17 protein-coding genes are annotated in these 16,897 nt (G+C 65.6%); 8 read left to right on the top strand and 9 right to left on the bottom strand.

What is annotated here, in order from left to right; all coding sequences use genetic code 11:
* Positions 1 to 4: 4 nt before the first annotated feature.
* From VHL31_RS26185 to VHL31_RS26170, 4 genes are all read right to left on the bottom strand, one after another.
* Complete coding sequence (locus VHL31_RS26185; protein ID WP_329664194.1) at positions 5 to 841, bottom strand: phosphoenolpyruvate hydrolase family protein; 837 nt, start codon at positions 839 to 841, stop codon at positions 5 to 7.
* A gap of 10 nt (positions 842 to 851) precedes the next feature.
* On the bottom strand, positions 852 to 2,048 hold the full coding sequence (locus VHL31_RS26180) for a Tm-1-like ATP-binding domain-containing protein (RefSeq protein WP_329664193.1): 1,197 nt from the start codon (positions 2,046 to 2,048) through the stop codon (positions 852 to 854).
* A gap of 988 nt (positions 2,049 to 3,036) precedes the next feature.
* Positions 3,037 to 4,128, bottom strand: a complete 1,092-nt coding sequence (locus VHL31_RS26175; protein WP_329664192.1) for a Gfo/Idh/MocA family oxidoreductase — start codon at positions 4,126 to 4,128, stop codon at positions 3,037 to 3,039.
* A 79-nt stretch (positions 4,129 to 4,207) separates the two neighbouring features.
* The gene (locus tag VHL31_RS26170) at positions 4,208 to 4,591 is read right to left on the bottom strand and encodes a hypothetical protein (RefSeq protein WP_329664191.1); all 384 of its coding nucleotides are present in this window, start codon (positions 4,589 to 4,591) and stop codon (positions 4,208 to 4,210) included.
* A 714-nt stretch (positions 4,592 to 5,305) separates the two neighbouring features.
* Here VHL31_RS26170 and VHL31_RS26165 point away from each other — a divergent pair.
* The 3 genes from VHL31_RS26165 to VHL31_RS26155 are packed head-to-tail and all read left to right on the top strand — an operon-like array spanning position 5,306 to position 8,108.
* Positions 5,306 to 6,094: an ABC transporter ATP-binding protein gene (locus tag VHL31_RS26165; RefSeq protein WP_329664190.1), complete on the top strand. Its 789-nt coding sequence runs from the start codon at positions 5,306 to 5,308 to the stop codon at positions 6,092 to 6,094.
* Positions 6,095 to 6,111: 17 nt separating this feature from the next.
* Positions 6,112 to 6,972 carry an ABC transporter permease gene (locus VHL31_RS26160; RefSeq protein ID WP_329664189.1) on the top strand — a complete coding sequence of 287 codons (861 nt, stop codon included), beginning with the start codon at positions 6,112 to 6,114 and terminating at the stop codon, positions 6,970 to 6,972.
* 26 nt (positions 6,973 to 6,998) lie between these two features.
* On the top strand, positions 6,999 to 8,108 hold the full coding sequence (locus VHL31_RS26155) for an ABC transporter substrate-binding protein (protein ID WP_329664188.1): 1,110 nt from the start codon (positions 6,999 to 7,001) through the stop codon (positions 8,106 to 8,108).
* Between the two features lie 68 nt (positions 8,109 to 8,176).
* On the opposite strand, the gene VHL31_RS26150 is transcribed toward VHL31_RS26155, so the two are convergent.
* The 5 genes from VHL31_RS26150 to VHL31_RS26130 form a co-directional block, all read right to left on the bottom strand.
* A complete protein-coding gene (locus VHL31_RS26150; RefSeq protein WP_329664187.1) occupies positions 8,177 to 8,683 on the bottom strand; it encodes a DUF1993 domain-containing protein in 507 nt (168 codons plus the stop codon).
* Positions 8,684 to 8,781: 98 nt separating this feature from the next.
* Complete coding sequence (locus VHL31_RS26145; RefSeq protein ID WP_329664186.1) at positions 8,782 to 9,240, bottom strand: cyclic nucleotide-binding/CBS domain-containing protein; 459 nt, start codon at positions 9,238 to 9,240, stop codon at positions 8,782 to 8,784.
* 156 nt (positions 9,241 to 9,396) lie between these two features.
* Positions 9,397 to 9,945 carry an inorganic diphosphatase gene (ppa, locus tag VHL31_RS26140; RefSeq protein ID WP_329664185.1) on the bottom strand — a complete coding sequence of 183 codons (549 nt, stop codon included), beginning with the start codon at positions 9,943 to 9,945 and terminating at the stop codon, positions 9,397 to 9,399.
* A 32-nt stretch (positions 9,946 to 9,977) separates the two neighbouring features.
* Positions 9,978 to 10,814 carry an oxygen-dependent coproporphyrinogen oxidase gene (hemF, locus tag VHL31_RS26135; protein WP_329664184.1) on the bottom strand — a complete coding sequence of 279 codons (837 nt, stop codon included), beginning with the start codon at positions 10,812 to 10,814 and terminating at the stop codon, positions 9,978 to 9,980.
* On the bottom strand, positions 10,811 to 11,347 hold the full coding sequence (locus VHL31_RS26130) for a tRNA (cytidine(34)-2'-O)-methyltransferase (protein WP_329664183.1): 537 nt from the start codon (positions 11,345 to 11,347) through the stop codon (positions 10,811 to 10,813). The genes hemF and VHL31_RS26130 overlap by 4 nt, the downstream gene beginning before the upstream one ends.
* A gap of 119 nt (positions 11,348 to 11,466) precedes the next feature.
* Between VHL31_RS26130 and petA the strand changes: the two genes are divergently transcribed.
* The 5 genes from petA (at position 11,467) to iolG (ending at position 16,896) form a co-directional block, all read left to right on the top strand.
* On the top strand, positions 11,467 to 12,018 hold the full coding sequence (gene petA, locus VHL31_RS26125) for a ubiquinol-cytochrome c reductase iron-sulfur subunit (RefSeq protein ID WP_329664182.1): 552 nt from the start codon (positions 11,467 to 11,469) through the stop codon (positions 12,016 to 12,018).
* Positions 12,019 to 12,093: 75 nt separating this feature from the next.
* The gene (locus tag VHL31_RS26120; RefSeq protein ID WP_329664181.1) at positions 12,094 to 13,386 is read left to right on the top strand and encodes a cytochrome b; all 1,293 of its coding nucleotides are present in this window, start codon (positions 12,094 to 12,096) and stop codon (positions 13,384 to 13,386) included.
* Between the two features lie 4 nt (positions 13,387 to 13,390).
* Positions 13,391 to 14,317, top strand: a complete 927-nt coding sequence (locus tag VHL31_RS26115) for a cytochrome c1 (RefSeq protein WP_329664180.1) — start codon at positions 13,391 to 13,393, stop codon at positions 14,315 to 14,317.
* A 107-nt stretch (positions 14,318 to 14,424) separates the two neighbouring features.
* Positions 14,425 to 15,849: an amidase gene (locus VHL31_RS26110; RefSeq protein ID WP_329664179.1), complete on the top strand. Its 1,425-nt coding sequence runs from the start codon at positions 14,425 to 14,427 to the stop codon at positions 15,847 to 15,849.
* Between the two features lie 45 nt (positions 15,850 to 15,894).
* Positions 15,895 to 16,896, top strand: a complete 1,002-nt coding sequence (gene iolG / locus VHL31_RS26105; RefSeq protein WP_329664178.1) for an inositol 2-dehydrogenase — start codon at positions 15,895 to 15,897, stop codon at positions 16,894 to 16,896.
* Position 16,897: the final 1 nt, after the last annotated feature.

The raw sequence follows: 16,897 nt of genomic DNA, 5'->3' as shown, positions 1-16,897 counted from the left end.
TCGTCTACCCGCCGAAGGTGACCGCCTTGAACTTCCTGGTCTGCTCGGTGAGCGCCCGCTCGGTCGGCAGGCGTTCCATCGAGGAGGCACCGTAGAAGCCGTTGCAGTGGCTCGTGCGGGACAGAACGTACTGGGCGTCCTCAGGCTCCGAGATCGGCCCGCCATGGCAAAGGACGATCACGTCCTTGCGGACCTTTCGTGCCGCTTTCGCCCACTGGTCGATCAGCCCCGGCGTCTCCTCCAGCGTCACCGCCGTCTCCGCCCCGATGGTCCCGCCGGTGGTGAGCCCGAAATGGACGACGATGATGTCGGCCCCCGCCTTGGTCATCGCGACCGCCTCGTCCTCGTTGAACACGTAGGGCGTGGTCAGCATGTCCAGTTCGTGCGCCGCCTGGACCAGGTCCACCTCGAGGCCGTAGCCCATCCCGGTCTCTTCCAGGTTCACCCGGATCCGCCCGTCGAACAGGCCGACGGTCGGGAAGTTCTGGATGCCGGAAAAGCCCATGTCCTTCAGGTCGCGCAGGAACTTGTCGCGGATCATGAACGGGTCCGTGCCGTTCACGCCCGCCAGCACCGGCGTCTTCTTCACGACCGGCAGCACCTCGCGTGCCATGTCGACGACGATGTCGTTGGCATTGCCGTAGGACAGCATGCCGGCCAGCGACCCGCGCCCGGCCATGCGGTAGCGCCCGGAATTGTAGATGACGATCAGGTCGATCCCGCCGGCCTCCTCGCACTTGGCGGACAGGCCGGTACCGGCGCCGCCACCCACGATCGGGATCTTCTTCGCCACGAGGTCGCGGAAGCGCTCGAGCAGTGCTGAACGTTCGAAACGGGGCATGGATGTCTCTTCAGCCAGTGATCTCGTGGAATGCATCGACCAGTGCTTGGGCGAAGGCCGGGTCGTTCAGCGCATGCGGCAGTTCGACCAGCCGCCGGTTCGGCGCCTCCTGCCAGCCCGACCGGATCGCGTCGAACAGGGCTTGGTCGGCCGCCGGATCGTGGAACGGCATGCCCGGCACGTCGATCACCGAGACGCCGCCCAGCGGCAGGAAGAACCGGACCGGCCCTTCCATCCGGTTGATCTTCCCCACGATCCACCGGCCGATCCGGGTGTTCTCCTCCGGCGTCGTCCGCATGAGCGTCACCGTCGGGTTGTGGACATAGAGCAGCCGGTCCTCGAACTTCGCCGGCACGCTAGCCCGCGGCCCGAAATTCACCATGTCCAGCGCCCCGACCGAGCCGATCCAGGGCGTGCGCGTGCGGATGATCGCGTCCAGCCGTTCCGGGCCGGCCGAGAGGATGCCGCCCACCAGCTCGTCGGCGATCTCGGTGGTGGTCACGTCGATGACCGCGCGTACCAGCCCGCTGTCGATCAGCTTCTCCATCGCCTGGCCGCCTGCGCCGGTCGCATGGAAGACGAGGCAGTCGAACCGGTCCTCCAGCGCCTTGGCCACCGCCTGCACGCAGGGCGTGGTCACCCCGAACATCGAGAGCGCCACGGCCGGCCTGTCCGCCTGGGCAGGGACAGGGATGGACCATTTCATCATCCCGGCCAGCGCATGGGCGGCATTGCCCAGCACGGTGCGGCTGATCGAGTTGATCCCCTGGACGTCGGTCACTGCGTTCATCATGCAGATGTCGGACGCGCCGACATAGGGCCGCACGTCACCCGACCCCAGCGTGCTGACCAGCAGCTTGGGCACGCCCACCGGCAGCGCCCGCATCCCCGCCGACACGATGTTGGTGTTGCCGGACCCGCCGCCGCCGATCAGCCCGCCAAGGTCCTGCCGGCCCGCCACGAACCGCGCGAACGCGTCTGCCATGGCCGCGACGGCACTGCCCCGGTCGCCGGTGAACACCGCCGCCTCGCCGCCGGGATGGCACGCCGCCACCTCGCGCGCCGTGACATCAGCGCCTTCGCCGCCGCTGGCGGTCCCGACATCCACCAGCACGGCGGGTACGCCCGCTGCCTGGATCAGGTCGCGCAGGTAGCGCATCTCCGGGCCCTTCGTATCGAGGGTCCCGGCCACGTAAGCCTTCGTCATGCCGGCGCCTCCCCAGGGCCTGTTGCGCAAAGAGCAGATAGCGGCCTCTCCGGCATCCGGAAAGGCCGCAGGCTGTCCTCCTGCGTTGACAAGCCATCCCACGCATGTCTGACTGGGGGCAGTTAGCAACCAGGAAAGGAGGTGATCCGATGTCGAGCGTTCGGGTGTCCGTTACGACTGTGGTGACGTCGATCACGTTCCTCGTGAGCCACTGACTGACGTCGTTCATGCCACGCCCGTAACTGGGCACTGACGCAGTATCTCGGCAGGCCGCTTCCGCTAGGAGGCGGCCTGTTCGATTCTGGGGCTTTAGATGTCGGATTCGAGAGGGAGCGGCAAGCGCAACGGCGGCTTGCCGCTGGCAATGATCATAGCGCGCGATCGTCACTGATGCGCCGCAACCGAGCGCATCAATCGTACTTCCAGCCAAATAGTGAACGTACTTGGTCAATCGGCTCGACGGCAATTGGTCAATAGCGTCCCAATTTGAAGTTGGGGTAGTACCGGAGGCGGCTAGATCAGCGATGCGCTAGTAGACGATTGTGATCTGAAGATTCTTGACCATTATTATGCGCTGACCTTCACGGGTTCGTGGCATTGAGCCGGCGCGTCTCGGCAGCCTTTCTGGCGGCGGCGCTCCGCTTTCGCGTGAGGGCTGCCTTTGCGCCGGCATCCTTCATCCTGGCCTTATGACTTGGCTCGCCACGAACGGCTTGCCAATGAGCTTGTAGGGGCCTGATCGCCTCCAGCGGATACAGCCCAGCATCATACATCCAATGGTGCGTCTGGCATAGACGGGCCAAGTTGTCGGGAGAATTGTTCCCGGCGTCGTGGTCAAGGTGGGCGACGGTCAAGCAGGTGGCGAGTTGTAAGCCGCACACCGCGCAGCACTTAAAAGGATAGTGCTCGTTAAGAACCTGGCGGGCCTTTGCTTGATCGCGGATCGGTGTCGGCTGTGCGTTTTTCACAGTGGCACTGCCCACTGATGTCACAGCTCCACCGCCCGCTTCTCGTCAATCGACTGCTGCGCCGCCAGCACGATCTTCAGGCTGTTGACCGCGTCGTCCATCGATTCCGTCAGGTCGATGTCCTCCACGATCGTCTTCAGGAACCATGCCTGCTCGCGGTCGCACAGATCCTGGTGCGTCGGCTCGTCCTCGGTGGAGATCCACTCGTCCGGCCGCTTGAAGTGGTTGTTCTCGTCCAGTTCGGCGTGGTGCAGCTTGATAGCGTTGGTCTTGGTGTGCTGGTCGATGTCGGCGCTGTCGGAGATCTTGTCCGGCTTCGCCTCGCTCTGCCCTTCCTGCGGCTTGTAGGCGATGCTGGCCGAGCCTTTCGGCCCCACGATGTCCTTCACGAAATAGGCCACCTCGGACATCATCGGGCCCCAGCCTGCCTCGTACCAGCCGACCGAGCCGTCATCGAACTGGACGTGGAGGTGCCCGTAGTTCTGCACCTTCGTTTCCGACGAGAGCTTCGCGCCGATGCCGTGGACGCGCACCGGCTTGGCCCGGGTCAGCTGGCACATCACGTCGACATAATGGACGCCGCAGTCGACGATCGGGGTCAGGCTCTCCATCAGCGCCTTGTGCCAGGGCCAGGCCTCGCCCGACGACTGCTGGTTCAGGTTCATCCGCATGACCAGCGGCTTGCCGAGCGTGCGGCCGATCTCGACGAACTTTGCCCAGGCCGGATGCACCCGCAGGATGTAGCCCAGCACCAGCTTGCGGTTGGTCTCCCTGGCCTTGGCGACCACCCGGAGGGCGTCCTCGTGGGTGGTCGCGATCGGCTTTTCCATGAACACGTGCGCGCCGGCTTCCATGGCCCGGATCGCGAACTCGGCATGGGTATTGGGGTAGGTGTTGATTGAAACGGCATCCGGCTTCGCTGCCGCCAGCGCCTCCTCATAGTCCTCGAAGAGCGGCACGCCCTGCAGCTCGGCGGGCAGCTTGTCCTTTCTGGCCTTGATGGTCCGGCTCATCAGGCCGACCAGCTCGAACCCGTCCAGCTTCTGGTAGGCCTTGGCGTGGCTCACCCCCATGTTGCCCACGCCGACCACAAGTACCTTCACCGGTGCCATGCCGCATCCTCCCCCAAGATCCACGGGCGGATCGTAGGCGAAGCGCATCCGGCCGCAACATCGGACGCTGGCGTGGCGCCTACTTCGTGCGCTTCAGGATCCGGCAGACCGCGATCGCGTCGTCGCCACCCTCGATGTAGCAGGCTTCCATCTCATCCGGCCCGGTCAGCATATGGAGGTTGCTGCCGAGCGTGCCGCTGGTGAGGATGGTCTTGCCGTCCTGCCTGATCACGCCGACCGTCGGCTCCTCGTCGTTGGGCCACATATACTGTCCCTTGAAGACCGCACCTTGCTGCTCGGTGATGACCAGGGTGGCCGGGCGGTCGGTCTGCCAGCCATCGCTGACGCTGACGGCTGGCCCGACGCCGGTCCAGGTGCCGACGAGATCGGGCATCTCGGCTGCCAGCGCGGGCGGCGCGCACAGAACGGCCAGGGTGGCGACGATAACGGATGAACGAGCCATGATTGCTCCCGGTGGATGGATTGCGTGGTCCGGCGCCCGATGGTGGGCCACCAGGTTAGCGGGTGCAGCGTGACCCGCCGAGGCCGCAGCCGGGACGGAGGTCATTTCCGGCGGAGGAGGCGCGCACAGACCGAGCGGGCCGACGGTCCTGCCTCCGCGTAGCAATGGTCGAAGGTGTCGTTGTCGACGGAGGCGAACGATTGGCAGCCCTTTTCATCAGCCCGGGAATCAGGTGGCCGTCGGGCGTCAGGGTGCCCCGACGCTGCTTCCTGACATTCCTGCCAGGGACAGTTGATCCGCTGCAACGGCGGAGGCCGACGATAAAGCACGTCCTAGAGCCATAAAGACGGCCTTCATCGCCATGGTGCCTCTGCTTCATGCATTCGCGCGTGCGTGTATACAGAAGGTGGATGTTGCCTGCCGTCAACCGGAACATTTCCAATAGTCGCATGGCAGGAAGCGGAAATGGGCAGCGACCTTACTTGGTGGGCTTTCCCATGCCCTGTCCACGCAGGGACGGGAGCAGCGGAAGTCTTCCTTCATGCCATGCGGAGTCGCACCCGCCCTGTCCTGACAAGCGGTCTCCGGGAGGCAATTCTTGTCAGACTGTCTTGACGAGCCGGCCCGGCTGTTGCGACCTTCACATTCCATGAGGGGAAGCGTGCATCACAACATGGCGGGCACCGCATACGGGCCGGCATCGGGGAAGGCTAGATGAGCAGCGTCGCGTCGCGCCGCCCCAAGCTGTCGGTCCAGGAGGCGGGCAAGTTCTACGACACCCCGACCGGCCGAACCCATGCGCTCGACCGGTTCTCGATGGACGTGTTCGACGGCGAGTTCATCTGCGTGGTGGGGCCGTCCGGGTGCGGCAAGTCCACCCTGCTCTGGTCGATGGCCGGCCTCCATGCGCTCTCGTCCGGCAAGATCCTGTTGGACGGCCAGGAGGTCGTCAGTCCCTCGCCGCAGATCGCGATGGTGTTCCAGGAAGCGAACCTGCTGCCCTGGCGCTCGCTCCAGAAGAACCTGGAATTGCCGTTCGAGATAAGAAAGCAGGCGCCGGCCCATGACCGGATCCGTGGTCTGGTCGACCGCGTGGGCTTGAGCGGCTTCGAGACCAAGTTTCCCCGCGAGCTGTCCGGCGGGATGCAGCAGCGTGCTTCCATCGTGCGCGCGCTGTCGGTCGACCCGTCATTGCTCCTGATGGACGAGCCGTTCGGCGCGCTTGACGCGTTCACCCGCGACGAGATGAACCTCCTCATCGAGGAGATCTGGCTGGAGACGAAGAAGACGGTGGTCTTCATCACCCACTCGATCCCCGAGGCGGTGTTCCTCGCCGACCGGGTCTATGTGATGTCGGCCAGGCCAGGCCGCCTTTCCAAGGTCTTCGACGTCGACATCCCGCGTCCCCGACCGCTGGAAGTGCAGAGCGAGGCGCACTTCGTGGAGCTGGTCGCGGAGATCAAGCGCTCGATCGAGCACAAAGCCCCCGCCCGCGCCGCCTGACCGGAAGAAGCAGCCGCATGGCCACCGTCGACCGCCAGCTCGCCGACAAGATCCCGAGCTTCGAGAAACAGCCTGGCTCCGAGGTCGCGGGTGTCGGCAATCTTTCCGGCGTGGCCGGGCAGCTCGGCCTGATCAAGTCCAGCCGGGAATGGGCGCTGATCGCCTTCGTGGCGATTGCCCTGATCGGCGGGATGGAGTTCCTGCTGCGCTTCTACGAGGTGCCGACCTACATCATGCCGACCCCCAGCCTGATCGGCATGGCGCTGGTGACGGACTTCCCGCTGCTCGCCCCGCATGTCGGGCACACGCTGGTGGAACTCCTGTCCGGCTTCGCGATCGGCGGCGTGATCGGCTTCCTCCTGGCGGTGCTGGTGACGCAGTTCCCGCTCCTGGAGCGGATCATCGCACCCTATATCCTCCTCCTGGTCACCACGCCGATGCTGGCGCTGGTCCCGCTTTTGATCCTCAAGCTGGGCTTCGGCTACAGCCCGCGCATCATCGCCGTTGCGCTGGCGTCCGGTCCGATGGTGATGATCAACTCCGCCACCGGCTTTCGCCGCACCGACCTTGCCAAGATCGCGCTCGCCCGCAGCTTCGGCGCGTCCACCCTGCAGATCTTCATGAAGATCCGCATCCCCATGGCGATGCCGATGGTGATCGTGGGGCTGATGATCGGCTCGATCTTCGGTCTGCTCACGGCCGTGGGCGCGGAGATGGTCGGCGGCAGCTTCGGCCTGGGCAACCGTTTGACCTACTACAGCTCGCTCATCCAGATGCCGCAGTTCTTCGCCTGCATCGTGCTGTTGGCGATCATCGGCATCTCGATCTACGTCTTCTTCTATTGGCTTGGAAAGAAATACGCCGGCTGGGAATCCTGACGGCGGCGCATGGGAGGGGAATGCCGATGTTCGGTCTGGACAGGCGTCAATTCGTCGGACTCGGTCTGGCTGCCGCCGGGATGATGGCAGTACCCAGGTTCCTGATGGCGCAGGAAGCCACCGGCACCGTCCGCTGGGTCAGCCCGCGCGGCACCATCGAGGTGCTGGACGACTATCCCTACTGGGTCGCCCAGAAGTTCGGCTGGTTTGGCGACATCGAGACCACGCTCGAGCCCGGCCCCATGGAAGCCACCGCCACGATCAAGCTGGTCGACCAGGACCAGGCCGATGTGGGATTCCCGAGCCCCGGCGTGTTCTCGCTGGGCCTGGAACAGGGCATGCCGCTCGTATCGGCGTTCCAGATGGGCGCCTACGACGTGTTCAGCTTCGCCTTCCAGAAGGGCAAGAAGCCGGCCTCGGCCACCGACCTGGCCGGCAAGAAGATCCTCCTGGGCTCGATCGGCTGGAAGGCCATCGTCGACCCGATGCTGGCCCAGGTCGGCGTCGATCCGACATCGGTCGAGTACGCGGAAGCCGGTGGCCTGTGGGGTCCCGCCCTGCAGCAGGGCCAGGGTGATGCGGCCCTGTGCTGGGAAGGCCTGCGCGCCCAGTGGTTCGGCCAGGGCCTCGATTTCGACTACATCCTGCCCTACGAGTTCTCGAAGTTCCCGGCCAACACCTTCGTCATCCGCGCGGCCGACCTGACCGATGCCGCGAAGAAGCCGCTCTACGAGGCCTACTTCAAGGCCTGGGCGATGGGCCTGGAGTTCGGCCACCAGAACCCCCGCGCCGCCACCCAGATCGTGCTGGAACAGTTCCCGGCCCTGGCCAGCACGCTGAAGCCCGACATCGCGACCGAATCAATGATGCAGCTGGCCAAGGTCTTCCGCGGCCCCTGGGACCAGCGCCAGGGCTGGGGCTGGCACGATCTCGCCCAGTGGCAGGGCTATTTCGACGTCATCTACAGGATCAAGCAGATCACCAAGGAGATGAAGTCGGGCGACGTCTGCAAGAACGACTACACCGCCGCAGCCAACCAGTTCGACCAGGCGGCGGTGAAGAAGGCATCCGACGAGTTCCAGTTGTCGTCCGACTTCCAGGCCGTAGACGTGGCCGCGATCCAGGCGCGGCTCTGAGCTGGCGTTGCCGTCTGTCGTGCCCGCTTCGGCGGACCACGACAGACGGATGAACGTCGAGCGGACGCTCAGAAGCTCCCCAGATAGTCCATCTTCCCGATCGGCACGCCCTGCTCGCGCAGGATCGCGTAGGCGATCGTGACGTGGAAGAAGAAGTTGGGCAGCGCGAAGTCGAGCAGGTAGTCCTGGCCCTTGAAGCGCATCTCGTTGCCGCGCGGCCGCAGGATCACCTCGCGGTCCTCGCTGCCCTCGACCTTCCCCGCCGGCACGCTTTCCAGGAATGCGATCGTCTTCCTGATCCGGTCCTGCAGTTCATCGAACGTCGTCTCCGTGTCGGGAAAGCTCGGCACCTCGACCCCCGCCAGTCGGGCCGCCGCTCCCTTGGACGTGTCGCTGACGCTCTGGATCTGCCGGGCAAGCGGGAACATGTCGGGCGCCAGGCGGGCCTCGATGAGCAGCGAAGGCGCCTCGGCGCGCTCCTCGGCGTGCGCGACGGCCTTCTTGAGGATCTCCGACAGGTTTCGGAGATGGCGGATGAAGACCGGGACGGACGCCTGGTACATCGAGAGCGGCATGGGACGGTCCTTCATGGGAACGACGTGACGCCTTGATGTGGGGCGCGTCCAATCGATCCGAAGCCCTGCGGCGCGGAGAAGAGACCGCGGGAGCCGCCTCAGACCGCGGCGTGGGCCAGTTCGTAGCTCTCGGTCTTGACGAAGGACTGGCGGGCGCAGACGTCCTGCTCCAGTTCGCGGCGCACGGACGCGAACAGGTCGCGCGCCGACACCATCCCGACCACCGTCGTACCGTCGACCACCGGGAGGTGCCGGAAGTTGCCCTCCTGCATCCGGGCCAGGGCCTGCATGGCCGTCTCGTCCGGGCGGATCGTCTTCGGGCGGCGGGTCATCACCAGGCCCAGCGGGATCGACGGCAGCTCCAGGCACATGGCGATGCACCGCGAGAGGTCACGCTCGGTGAAGATCCCGAGCAGTTGGCCCTCTTCCACGATCATGACCGCGCTGATCTGCCGCCGATGCATCAGCTTGGCTGCTTCGGCCACGCTTGCAGCCCTCGGCAGCATGGCCAGCTGCTGCTCGCCCGTCACCACATGGGGAACGATATGTCGTTGCACGGTGATCCTCCCTGGCGAAGGGGGAAAGGGACACCGGCTTTTGGTCTCCGCCGAACCGAGAATGGCCGGTGAACCGCTACTGACCATTCTCAGTGTTGGGGATACGAGCCTAGCAGTCAAGGCCCATGACTATTGTGCCGTAGTAACAGGATTCTGTCAGGAACCTTTCGAAATCTTGAAATTCTTGGCACGTTCGATTGATTCTTGAATAACGACCTTGGCTTCGTCGACGTCGCCCCAGCCGATCACCTTGACCCACTTGTTGGGCTCAAGGTCCTTGTAATGCTCGAAGAAGTGACGGATCCGGAGCAGGTCGATCTCCGGGATGTCGAGATAGTTGTGCACCTTGCTGTTGATCGGCGTGATCTTGTTGTTGGGCACGGCGAGGATCTTCTCGTCCATGCCAGCCTCGTCCTCCATCTTCAGCACGCCGATCGGCCGCGACGGCAGGATCGCGCCGGGCATGACCGGCATGCGGCCGACCACCATGACATCCAGCGGATCGCCGTCGTCGGACAGGGTGTTCGGGATGAAGCCGTAATTGCAGGGATAGAACATCGTCGTGTAGAGATAACGGTCGACGAAGATCGCACCCGTCTCCTTGTCGTACTCGTACTTGATCGGATCGGAGCGCAGCGGCACCTCGATCAGCACGTTGATTTCGTGGGGAGGGTTCTTCCCCGGCGGGATGCGCTCGATATCCATGTTGATGCCTCGTTGGGGCAGACGGGAAGGTATCAGGGCCAGGCGGCGGACGGCGGCAGCGACATGAGCACCGCCTCCGGGTTTCCGCCGGTCTTCAGCCCGAACTGGGTGCCACGATCGTAGACCAGATTGAACTCCACGTATCTCCCGCGCTTCACCTGCTGGACCTGCCGGTCCTGCTCGGTCCAGGGCTGGTGCATCCGGCGCCGGACGATGCGCGGGTAGACGTCGAGGAAGGCCAGCCCGACCTCTCGCGTGAAGGCAAAGTCCTGGTCGAAATCGTCTTCCAGATAGTCGTAGAAGATACCGCCCACCCCGCGCGGTTCCCCACGATGCGGGATGAAGAAGTACTCGTCGGCCCATGCCTTGTAGCGGTCGTAGCGGCCGGGATCGAACTTGTCGCAGGCACCTTTCAGCGCCGCATGGAAATCGGCGGTGTCCTCGTCGACCGGAAAGATCGAGTTCAGGTCGGCGCCGCCGCCGAACCAGCGCTTGGTCGTGACGATGTGCCGGGTGTTCATGTGGACGGGCGGCACGTGCGGGTTGGTCATGTGCGCCACGAGCGAGATGCCAGAGGCCCAGAAGGCCGGATCCTCCGCCGCGCCCGGGATCGCCTTGGCGAACTCAGGTGCGAAACTGCCGTGCACGGTGGAGACGTTGACGCCGACCTTCTCGAAGACCCGCCCGCGCATCAGGCTGATGACGCCGCCGCCGCCGCCAGGTCGCTGCCAGGGCCGTCGCTCGAACCGGGCCGGGACCGAAGCAGGGTCGAACTCCGCCTCGATCGCCTCGAATGTGGCGCAGATCCGGTCGCGCAGGTCCTGGAACCAGGCAGCGGCCCGTTCGCCTTCTTCCTCCTGCTTCGTCACGTCATCCGTTCCCGCTCGATCCGATCCAACAGCCCCGTCTGCGTGGCGGCATAGCCGGCAACCATGGCCGCCGCCACCACCACGTTCAATGAACGCGCCGAGGGACGCATGGGGATGCGGACCTGCTGATCGGCCTGCGCGCGGACATCCTCCGGAACGCCGCCACTCTCGCTGCCCAGCAGGAGAATATCATGCGCCCGGAACGCGAACCGGTCGTAGCGCTGCGTCGCCTGCGTGCTCAACAGGACCAACCGACGCGGCGGATCCGAACCCGCCCGCCAACGCAGGAACGCCGGCCAGTCCGCGTGGCGGCAAAGGGCCGCCAGGTCCAGATAGTCCATCCCGGCCCGGCGCATCCGCTGGTCGTCCAGGGGGAAGCCGCAGGGCTCGATCAGGTGGAGGCGGAGGTCCAGGCATGCCGCCAGCCGGGCGGCGGCTCCGACATTGCCGGCCTGGTCGGGCTGGAACAGGGCGATTTCGACCGGCATGAGCCCGACGTCTGGAGGGTAGCCTCCCTGGAGTGATTCACACATCTGGAAATTTCCGAACAGCATCATGGACTTGTGCGACCGATCGTCGCTTGTCGGGGCGGATGGCGCTCCGTATCTTCCGGCCACTTTTCTGCACTTGCCCCATGGAGAGGCGCATTCACATGGCCGATTCGACGGTTCGACACGGCGAGGGCGGCGCTACCAGGCGCGACGTGCTCGACGTCGTCACGTGGTCAGCCCTGGCCATCGGCGGAGCTACGCTGGTCTGGCCGCTCATCAACAGCATGAATCCGTCGGCCGACGTGTTGGCGCTGTCGTCCACCGAGGTGGATTTGTCCCAGATCCCTGAAGGCGTCGGCATCACCGTCATGTGGCGGGGCAAGCCGACCTTCGTTCGCCATCGGACGGCCGAGGAGATCCAGGAAGCCCGGGACGTTCCGATCGAGCAGCTCAAGGACCCGCAGACCGATGCGGAGCGGGTGACGGCGGGCAAGGAGCAGTGGCTGGTCGTAGGCGGCAACTGCACCCATCTCGGCTGCGTGCCGCTTGGCAACAAGCCGACCGACAACCGGGGCCCGTTCGGCGGCTGGTTCTGCCCGTGCCACGGCTCGGAGTACGACACGTCCGGTCGCATCCGGGTGGGGCCTGCGCCGACCAACCTGCCGGTACCCGAACACTCGTTCGTGTCCGACACGGTCCTGCAGATCGGTTGAGCTGACACAGGCGACATGAACAGGCCGGCATCCCGCGAGGCATAGGGAGGTCGGTCCGGGAGCAAAGGGACGAAGATGGCGGGCTCCGGAAAAGTAGTCTTCAAGAGCGGGCTTCTCCGCTGGATCGATGATCGTCTGCCGATCGTCAGTGCGCTGTACAACGACGCCGTCATCTATCAGACGCCTCGAAACCTGAACTACTGGTGGAACTTCGGGTCATTGGCGGGCATCGTGCTGATGCTGCAGATCGTCACGGGCATCGTCCTGGTGATGCAGTACACGCCGGCCACCGTGATGGCGTTCGACAGCGTCGAGCGCATCATGCGCGACGTGAACTATGGCTGGCTGCTGCGCTACGCGCACGCCAACGGCGCCTCGATGTTCTTCGTCATCCTCTACATCCACATGCTCAAGGCGCTCTACTACGGCTCCTACAAGATGCCGCGCGAGCTCCTGTGGATGCTGGGCGTCGTGATCCTGCTCCTGTCCATGGCCACGGCCTTCATGGGCTACGTGCTGCCCTGGGGTCAGATGAGCTTCTGGGGTGCGCAGGTCATCACCTCGCTGTTCGGCGCCCTGCCGCTGATCGGCGATCCGATCGTGACCTGGCTGTGGGGCGGTTTCGCCGTCGACAATCCCACGCTCAACCGGTTCTTCTCGCTCCATTATCTCCTGCCATTCGTCATGGTCGGCGTGGTGTTCCTGCACCTGACCGCCCTGCACGTGAACGGCTCGAACAACCCGGTCGGCATCGACCTGTCCGCCAAGGACAAGATCCCCTTCCACCCGTACTACACGGTAAAGGACATCTTCGGCCTTGCCGTGTTCATGCTGGTGTTCTCCTACTTCGTGTTCTTCAACCCGAACGTGCTGGGCCATCCGGACAACTACATTCCGGCCAACCCGCTGATCACGCCCGCGCACATCGTGCCGGAATGGTACTTCCTGCCGTTCTACGCGATCCTGCGCTCGACCGTGTACGACAGCCTGTTCATCGTGCTCTACCCGCTGAGCTTCATCGGCATCACCGAGAAGCTGATGGGCGTGATCGCCATGTTCGGCTCCATCGCGGTGCTGTTCGTGGTTCCCTGGCTGGATCCCAGCCGCGTGCGCAGCGCCAGCTTCCGCCCGATCTATCGCTGGGTGTTCTGGCTGCTGGTCATCGACGGGATCGTCCTGGGCTGGGTCGGCGGTCAGCCGGTGACGCCGACCGTGGTGCTGATCGGCCAGCTCGCGACCTTGTACTACTTCGCTCACTTCCTCGTGATCCTGCCGCTGCTGGGCCGGTTCGAGCGTCCGTTACCCTTGCCGGACAGCATCGGTACCCCCGTGCTGCGGCGCGATCTTGCTGCTCAGCCGGCGGAGTGACCTGATGACCTTCGTGAAGCTCTCCGCGGCCCTGGTCGCGGGCCTGCTCTGGACCGGCATGGCCGTTGCCCAGGAGAACGTGCCCGCCAACGACCAGGAGAAGAAGACCCTGGAAGGCACCGCCGACAAAGGCGGCGAGGCCGGCAGCGGCCAGCAGACCGAGATGACTGGTGCCGCCCCGGCCTCGCCGCCTGGTGCCGAGCACACGGCCGACGTGAACCAGGAACTGGAGATCCGCCACGACACGGTGGAACTGAAGGAGGAAGACTGGCCGCATGCTGGCGTCTTCGGCACGTATGACCGTGCGGCGCTGCAGCGCGGCTTCAAGGTGTACGAGGAAGTCTGCCACGGCTGCCACGCCGCGAAGTACCTGACTTTCCGCTCGCTGGCCGACATCGGCTTCAACGAGGATGAGGTCAAGGCGATCGCCGCCAAGTACGAGGTGCAGGACGGTCCGGACGATGCCGGCGACATGTTCCAGCGCCCGGCCCGTGCCTCCGACCGCATGCCAGCGCCGTTCCCGAACGACAACGCCGCCCGCGCGGCCAATGGCGGTGCGCTGCCGCCGGACCTGTCGCTGATGGCCAAGGCCCGGCAGGACGGCGACAACTACCTCTACAGCCTCCTGACAGGCTATGCCGACCCACCTCCCGGCGAGGAGGTGGCGGAAGGCCAGTACTACAACACCTACTTCCCCGGCCATAAGATCGGCATGCCGCCTCCGTTGTCCCCCGACCAGGTGACCTATGACGACGGCACCACGGCATCGGTCGACCAGATGTCCCGGGACGTGACTCAGTTCCTGTCCTGGCTGGCCGAGCCGAAGATGGAGGAACGCAAGCAGACCGGCATCAAGGTCATGCTTTTCCTCCTCATCCTCTCCGTCCTGCTGTACTTCTACATGCGCAAGGTCTGGTCGGACGTGCACTGAGCCGTCTGCTCGTCTCGATGCCGTAGTGCGGGGCCGGTCGATCGACCGGCCCCGTTGCATTTTGCGCCCCTCTGCGGCACGGCTGGACGCAGGAGGACGCGAGCACGATGGAAGAACTCTGGCGCCGGTCCGCGCGCGACATGGTGGCGGCCCTGCGGCGTGGCGACGTCCGGCCCGTGGACGCGATCGAGGCCTCCCTGGCCCGCATCGCCACCGTCGATCCCCTGGTCAATGCCGTCCCGACCCTGTGCCGCGAGCGTGCCCTGGCCCATGCGGCGCGCCTGGAGAGCCTGCCCCCGGACCGGCGCGGGCCGCTTGCCGGCCTGCCCGTCCTGGTCAAGGACCTGGTCGACGTCCAGGGCGTCCGCACGACCTATGGCTCGCCGATCTGGCAAGACCACGTGCCGGAGCGTTCCGACGTGTCGGTCGAGCGGATCGAGGCGGCCGGCGGCATCGTGCTCGGCAAGACCAACACACCCGAGTTCGGCGCCGGCGCCGTCACCTTCAACGAGGTGTTCGGCGTCACCTCCAACCCGTGGGATACCGGCCGCACCCCTGGCGGCAGTTCCGGCGGCTCGGCCGTGGCCCTAGCCACCGGCGAGGCCTGGCTCGCCACGGGCTCCGACCTGGGCGGCTCGCTCCGCACGCCCGCCTCGTTCTGCGGCATCGTCGGCTTCCGCCCGTCACCTGCCCTGGTCCCGACCGGCCCGCAGCCGGACCCGTTCCAGACCCTCGCCGTCGACGGCCCGATGGCCCGCGACGTCCGCGACCTCGCCCTGTTCCTGGACGTGATGGCCGGCCACGAATCGCGCGATCCTTTGTCGTTTCCCGTGCCGGCCGGCACCTATGCCAGCGCCGCGGCGGCGGCGCGCCTGCCTGCACGGATCGCCTTCTCGACCGACCTTGGCGGAATCACGCCGGTCGATGCCGAGGTCGCCGAGGTCTGCGGCACGGCCGTCGAGAAGCTGCGCCAGGCCGGCATCGCCGTGGCCGAGGCCACTCCGGATTTTCGCGAAGCCACCGAGGCCTTCACCGTCCTGCGCGCCGCCCAATATGCGACGAACAGCGGGCCTCTCCTGGAAAACCACCGCGACAAGCTCAAGCCGGAGGTGATCTGGAACATCGAGAAGGGCCTCTCGCTCGATGCCGGCACCATCGGCAAGGCCGCCCGCGCCCGCGGCGATCTGCAGCGCCACGCCGCCGCCTTCCTGGCCGACCATGAACTGCTGCTGACACCTGCCGCGATCGTGCCGCCTTTCACCCACGGCATCCGCTACCTGGCCGAGCTGAACGGATACCGCTTCCCCTCCTATATCGACTGGGTCGCGATCGCCTACGCCATCACGCTCACCGCTTTGCCGGCCATGTCGATCCCCTGCGGCTTCACACGCTCAGGCCTGCCGGTCGGCCTGCAGCTGGTCGGCCGCCCGCGCGGCGAGGCGGGGCTGCTGCAGCAGGCCGCGGCCATCGAGGACCTGTTCGGCCTGGCCGGCCGCGTGCCGATCGATCCGAAGCCTCCCGCTTCGACCTGAGCGCTGCTAGACCTGCAGGCGGACGAGAAAGAACAGGGAGGCATCATGGTCCGTTTCGGCTTGTTCGGCTGTGGCCGCATCGGGCGCATGCATGCCGACACGACCGCGCGGCACCCGCGTGCGACCTTGAGCATGGTCTACGATGTCGTTCCGGCGGCCGCCGATGCCGTCGCCAGCAAGCATGGCTGCACGGCCGCCAAGGACGTCGATCAGATCCTGGAAAGCGGCGAGGTCGACGCCGTCCTGATCGCCTCCTCGACCGATACCCATGTCGACCTGATCACCCGCTCGGCCAAGGCGAAGAAGGCGATCATGTGCGAGAAGCCGATCGACCTGGACATCGCGAAGGTCGATGCCTGCCGGGCCGAGATCGCCCCTTATCAGCCGATCGTGCAGATCGGCTTCAACCGCCGCTTCGACCCCTCTTTCAAGGCGGTGAAGAACGGCATCGCGTCGGGCGAGGTCGGCAAGCTGGAACTCCTCGTCATCACCTCGCGTGACCCGGGCCCGCCGCCGGCCGCCTACATCAAGGTCTCGGGCGGCCTGTTCCGCGACATGATGATCCACGATTTCGACCTCGCCCGCTTCATGCTGGACGAGGAGCCGATGGCCGTCTCCGCCATGGCCTCGGTCCTGGTCGATCCCGAGATCGGCAAGCTCGGCGACATCGATACCGCGATGGTGACCCTCAAGGCCGCATCGGGCGCCCTCGTCCACATCAACTGCTCCCGCCGCGCCGTGTACGGTTACGACCAGCGCGTCGAGGCGTTCGGCGAGAAGGGCATGCTGCAGGCGGACAACCGCCGTGCCACCACCGTGCGCCGCTATGGCGCCGACCACACCGACATGCGTGACCCGCTCCTCGACTTCTTCATCGAGCGCTACGCCGAGGCCTACACCGCCGAACTCGACGCCTTCATCGACGCGATCGAGAACGGCGCACGTGTGCCCGTGGGCTTCGAGGACGGCAGGCGCGCGCTCATCCTTGCGGATGCGGCGCTCCAGGCGCTCAAGTCCGGCAAGACCATCGACCTCCAGTGGGACTGAG

Source organism: Geminicoccus sp. (genome assembly GCF_036263595.1).
GTDB lineage: Bacteria > Pseudomonadota > Alphaproteobacteria > Geminicoccales > Geminicoccaceae > Geminicoccus.
The sequence above is the reverse complement of the archived record's forward strand: the minus strand, read 5'-3'. Positions and strand labels throughout refer to the sequence as shown.

Coding starts and splice junctions, on each gene's coding strand:
- VHL31_RS26185 (WP_329664194.1), bottom strand. CDS start 841: ATGCCCCGTTTCGAACGTTCAGCACTGCTCGAGCGCTTCCGCGACCTC.
- VHL31_RS26180 (WP_329664193.1), bottom strand. CDS start 2,048: ATGACGAAGGCTTACGTGGCCGGGACCCTCGATACGAAGGGCCCGGAG.
- VHL31_RS26175 (WP_329664192.1), bottom strand. CDS start 4,128: ATGGCACCGGTGAAGGTACTTGTGGTCGGCGTGGGCAACATGGGGGTG.
- VHL31_RS26170 (WP_329664191.1), bottom strand. CDS start 4,591: ATGGCTCGTTCATCCGTTATCGTCGCCACCCTGGCCGTTCTGTGCGCG.
- VHL31_RS26165 (WP_329664190.1), top strand. CDS start 5,306: ATGAGCAGCGTCGCGTCGCGCCGCCCCAAGCTGTCGGTCCAGGAGGCG.
- VHL31_RS26160 (WP_329664189.1), top strand. CDS start 6,112: ATGGCCACCGTCGACCGCCAGCTCGCCGACAAGATCCCGAGCTTCGAG.
- VHL31_RS26155 (WP_329664188.1), top strand. CDS start 6,999: ATGTTCGGTCTGGACAGGCGTCAATTCGTCGGACTCGGTCTGGCTGCC.
- VHL31_RS26150 (WP_329664187.1), bottom strand. CDS start 8,683: ATGCCGCTCTCGATGTACCAGGCGTCCGTCCCGGTCTTCATCCGCCAT.
- ppa (WP_329664185.1), bottom strand. CDS start 9,945: ATGGATATCGAGCGCATCCCGCCGGGGAAGAACCCTCCCCACGAAATC.
- VHL31_RS26130 (WP_329664183.1), bottom strand. CDS start 11,347: ATGTGTGAATCACTCCAGGGAGGCTACCCTCCAGACGTCGGGCTCATG.
- petA (WP_329664182.1), top strand. CDS start 11,467: ATGGCCGATTCGACGGTTCGACACGGCGAGGGCGGCGCTACCAGGCGC.
- VHL31_RS26120 (WP_329664181.1), top strand. CDS start 12,094: ATGGCGGGCTCCGGAAAAGTAGTCTTCAAGAGCGGGCTTCTCCGCTGG.
- VHL31_RS26115 (WP_329664180.1), top strand. CDS start 13,391: ATGACCTTCGTGAAGCTCTCCGCGGCCCTGGTCGCGGGCCTGCTCTGG.
- VHL31_RS26110 (WP_329664179.1), top strand. CDS start 14,425: ATGGAAGAACTCTGGCGCCGGTCCGCGCGCGACATGGTGGCGGCCCTG.
- iolG (WP_329664178.1), top strand. CDS start 15,895: ATGGTCCGTTTCGGCTTGTTCGGCTGTGGCCGCATCGGGCGCATGCAT.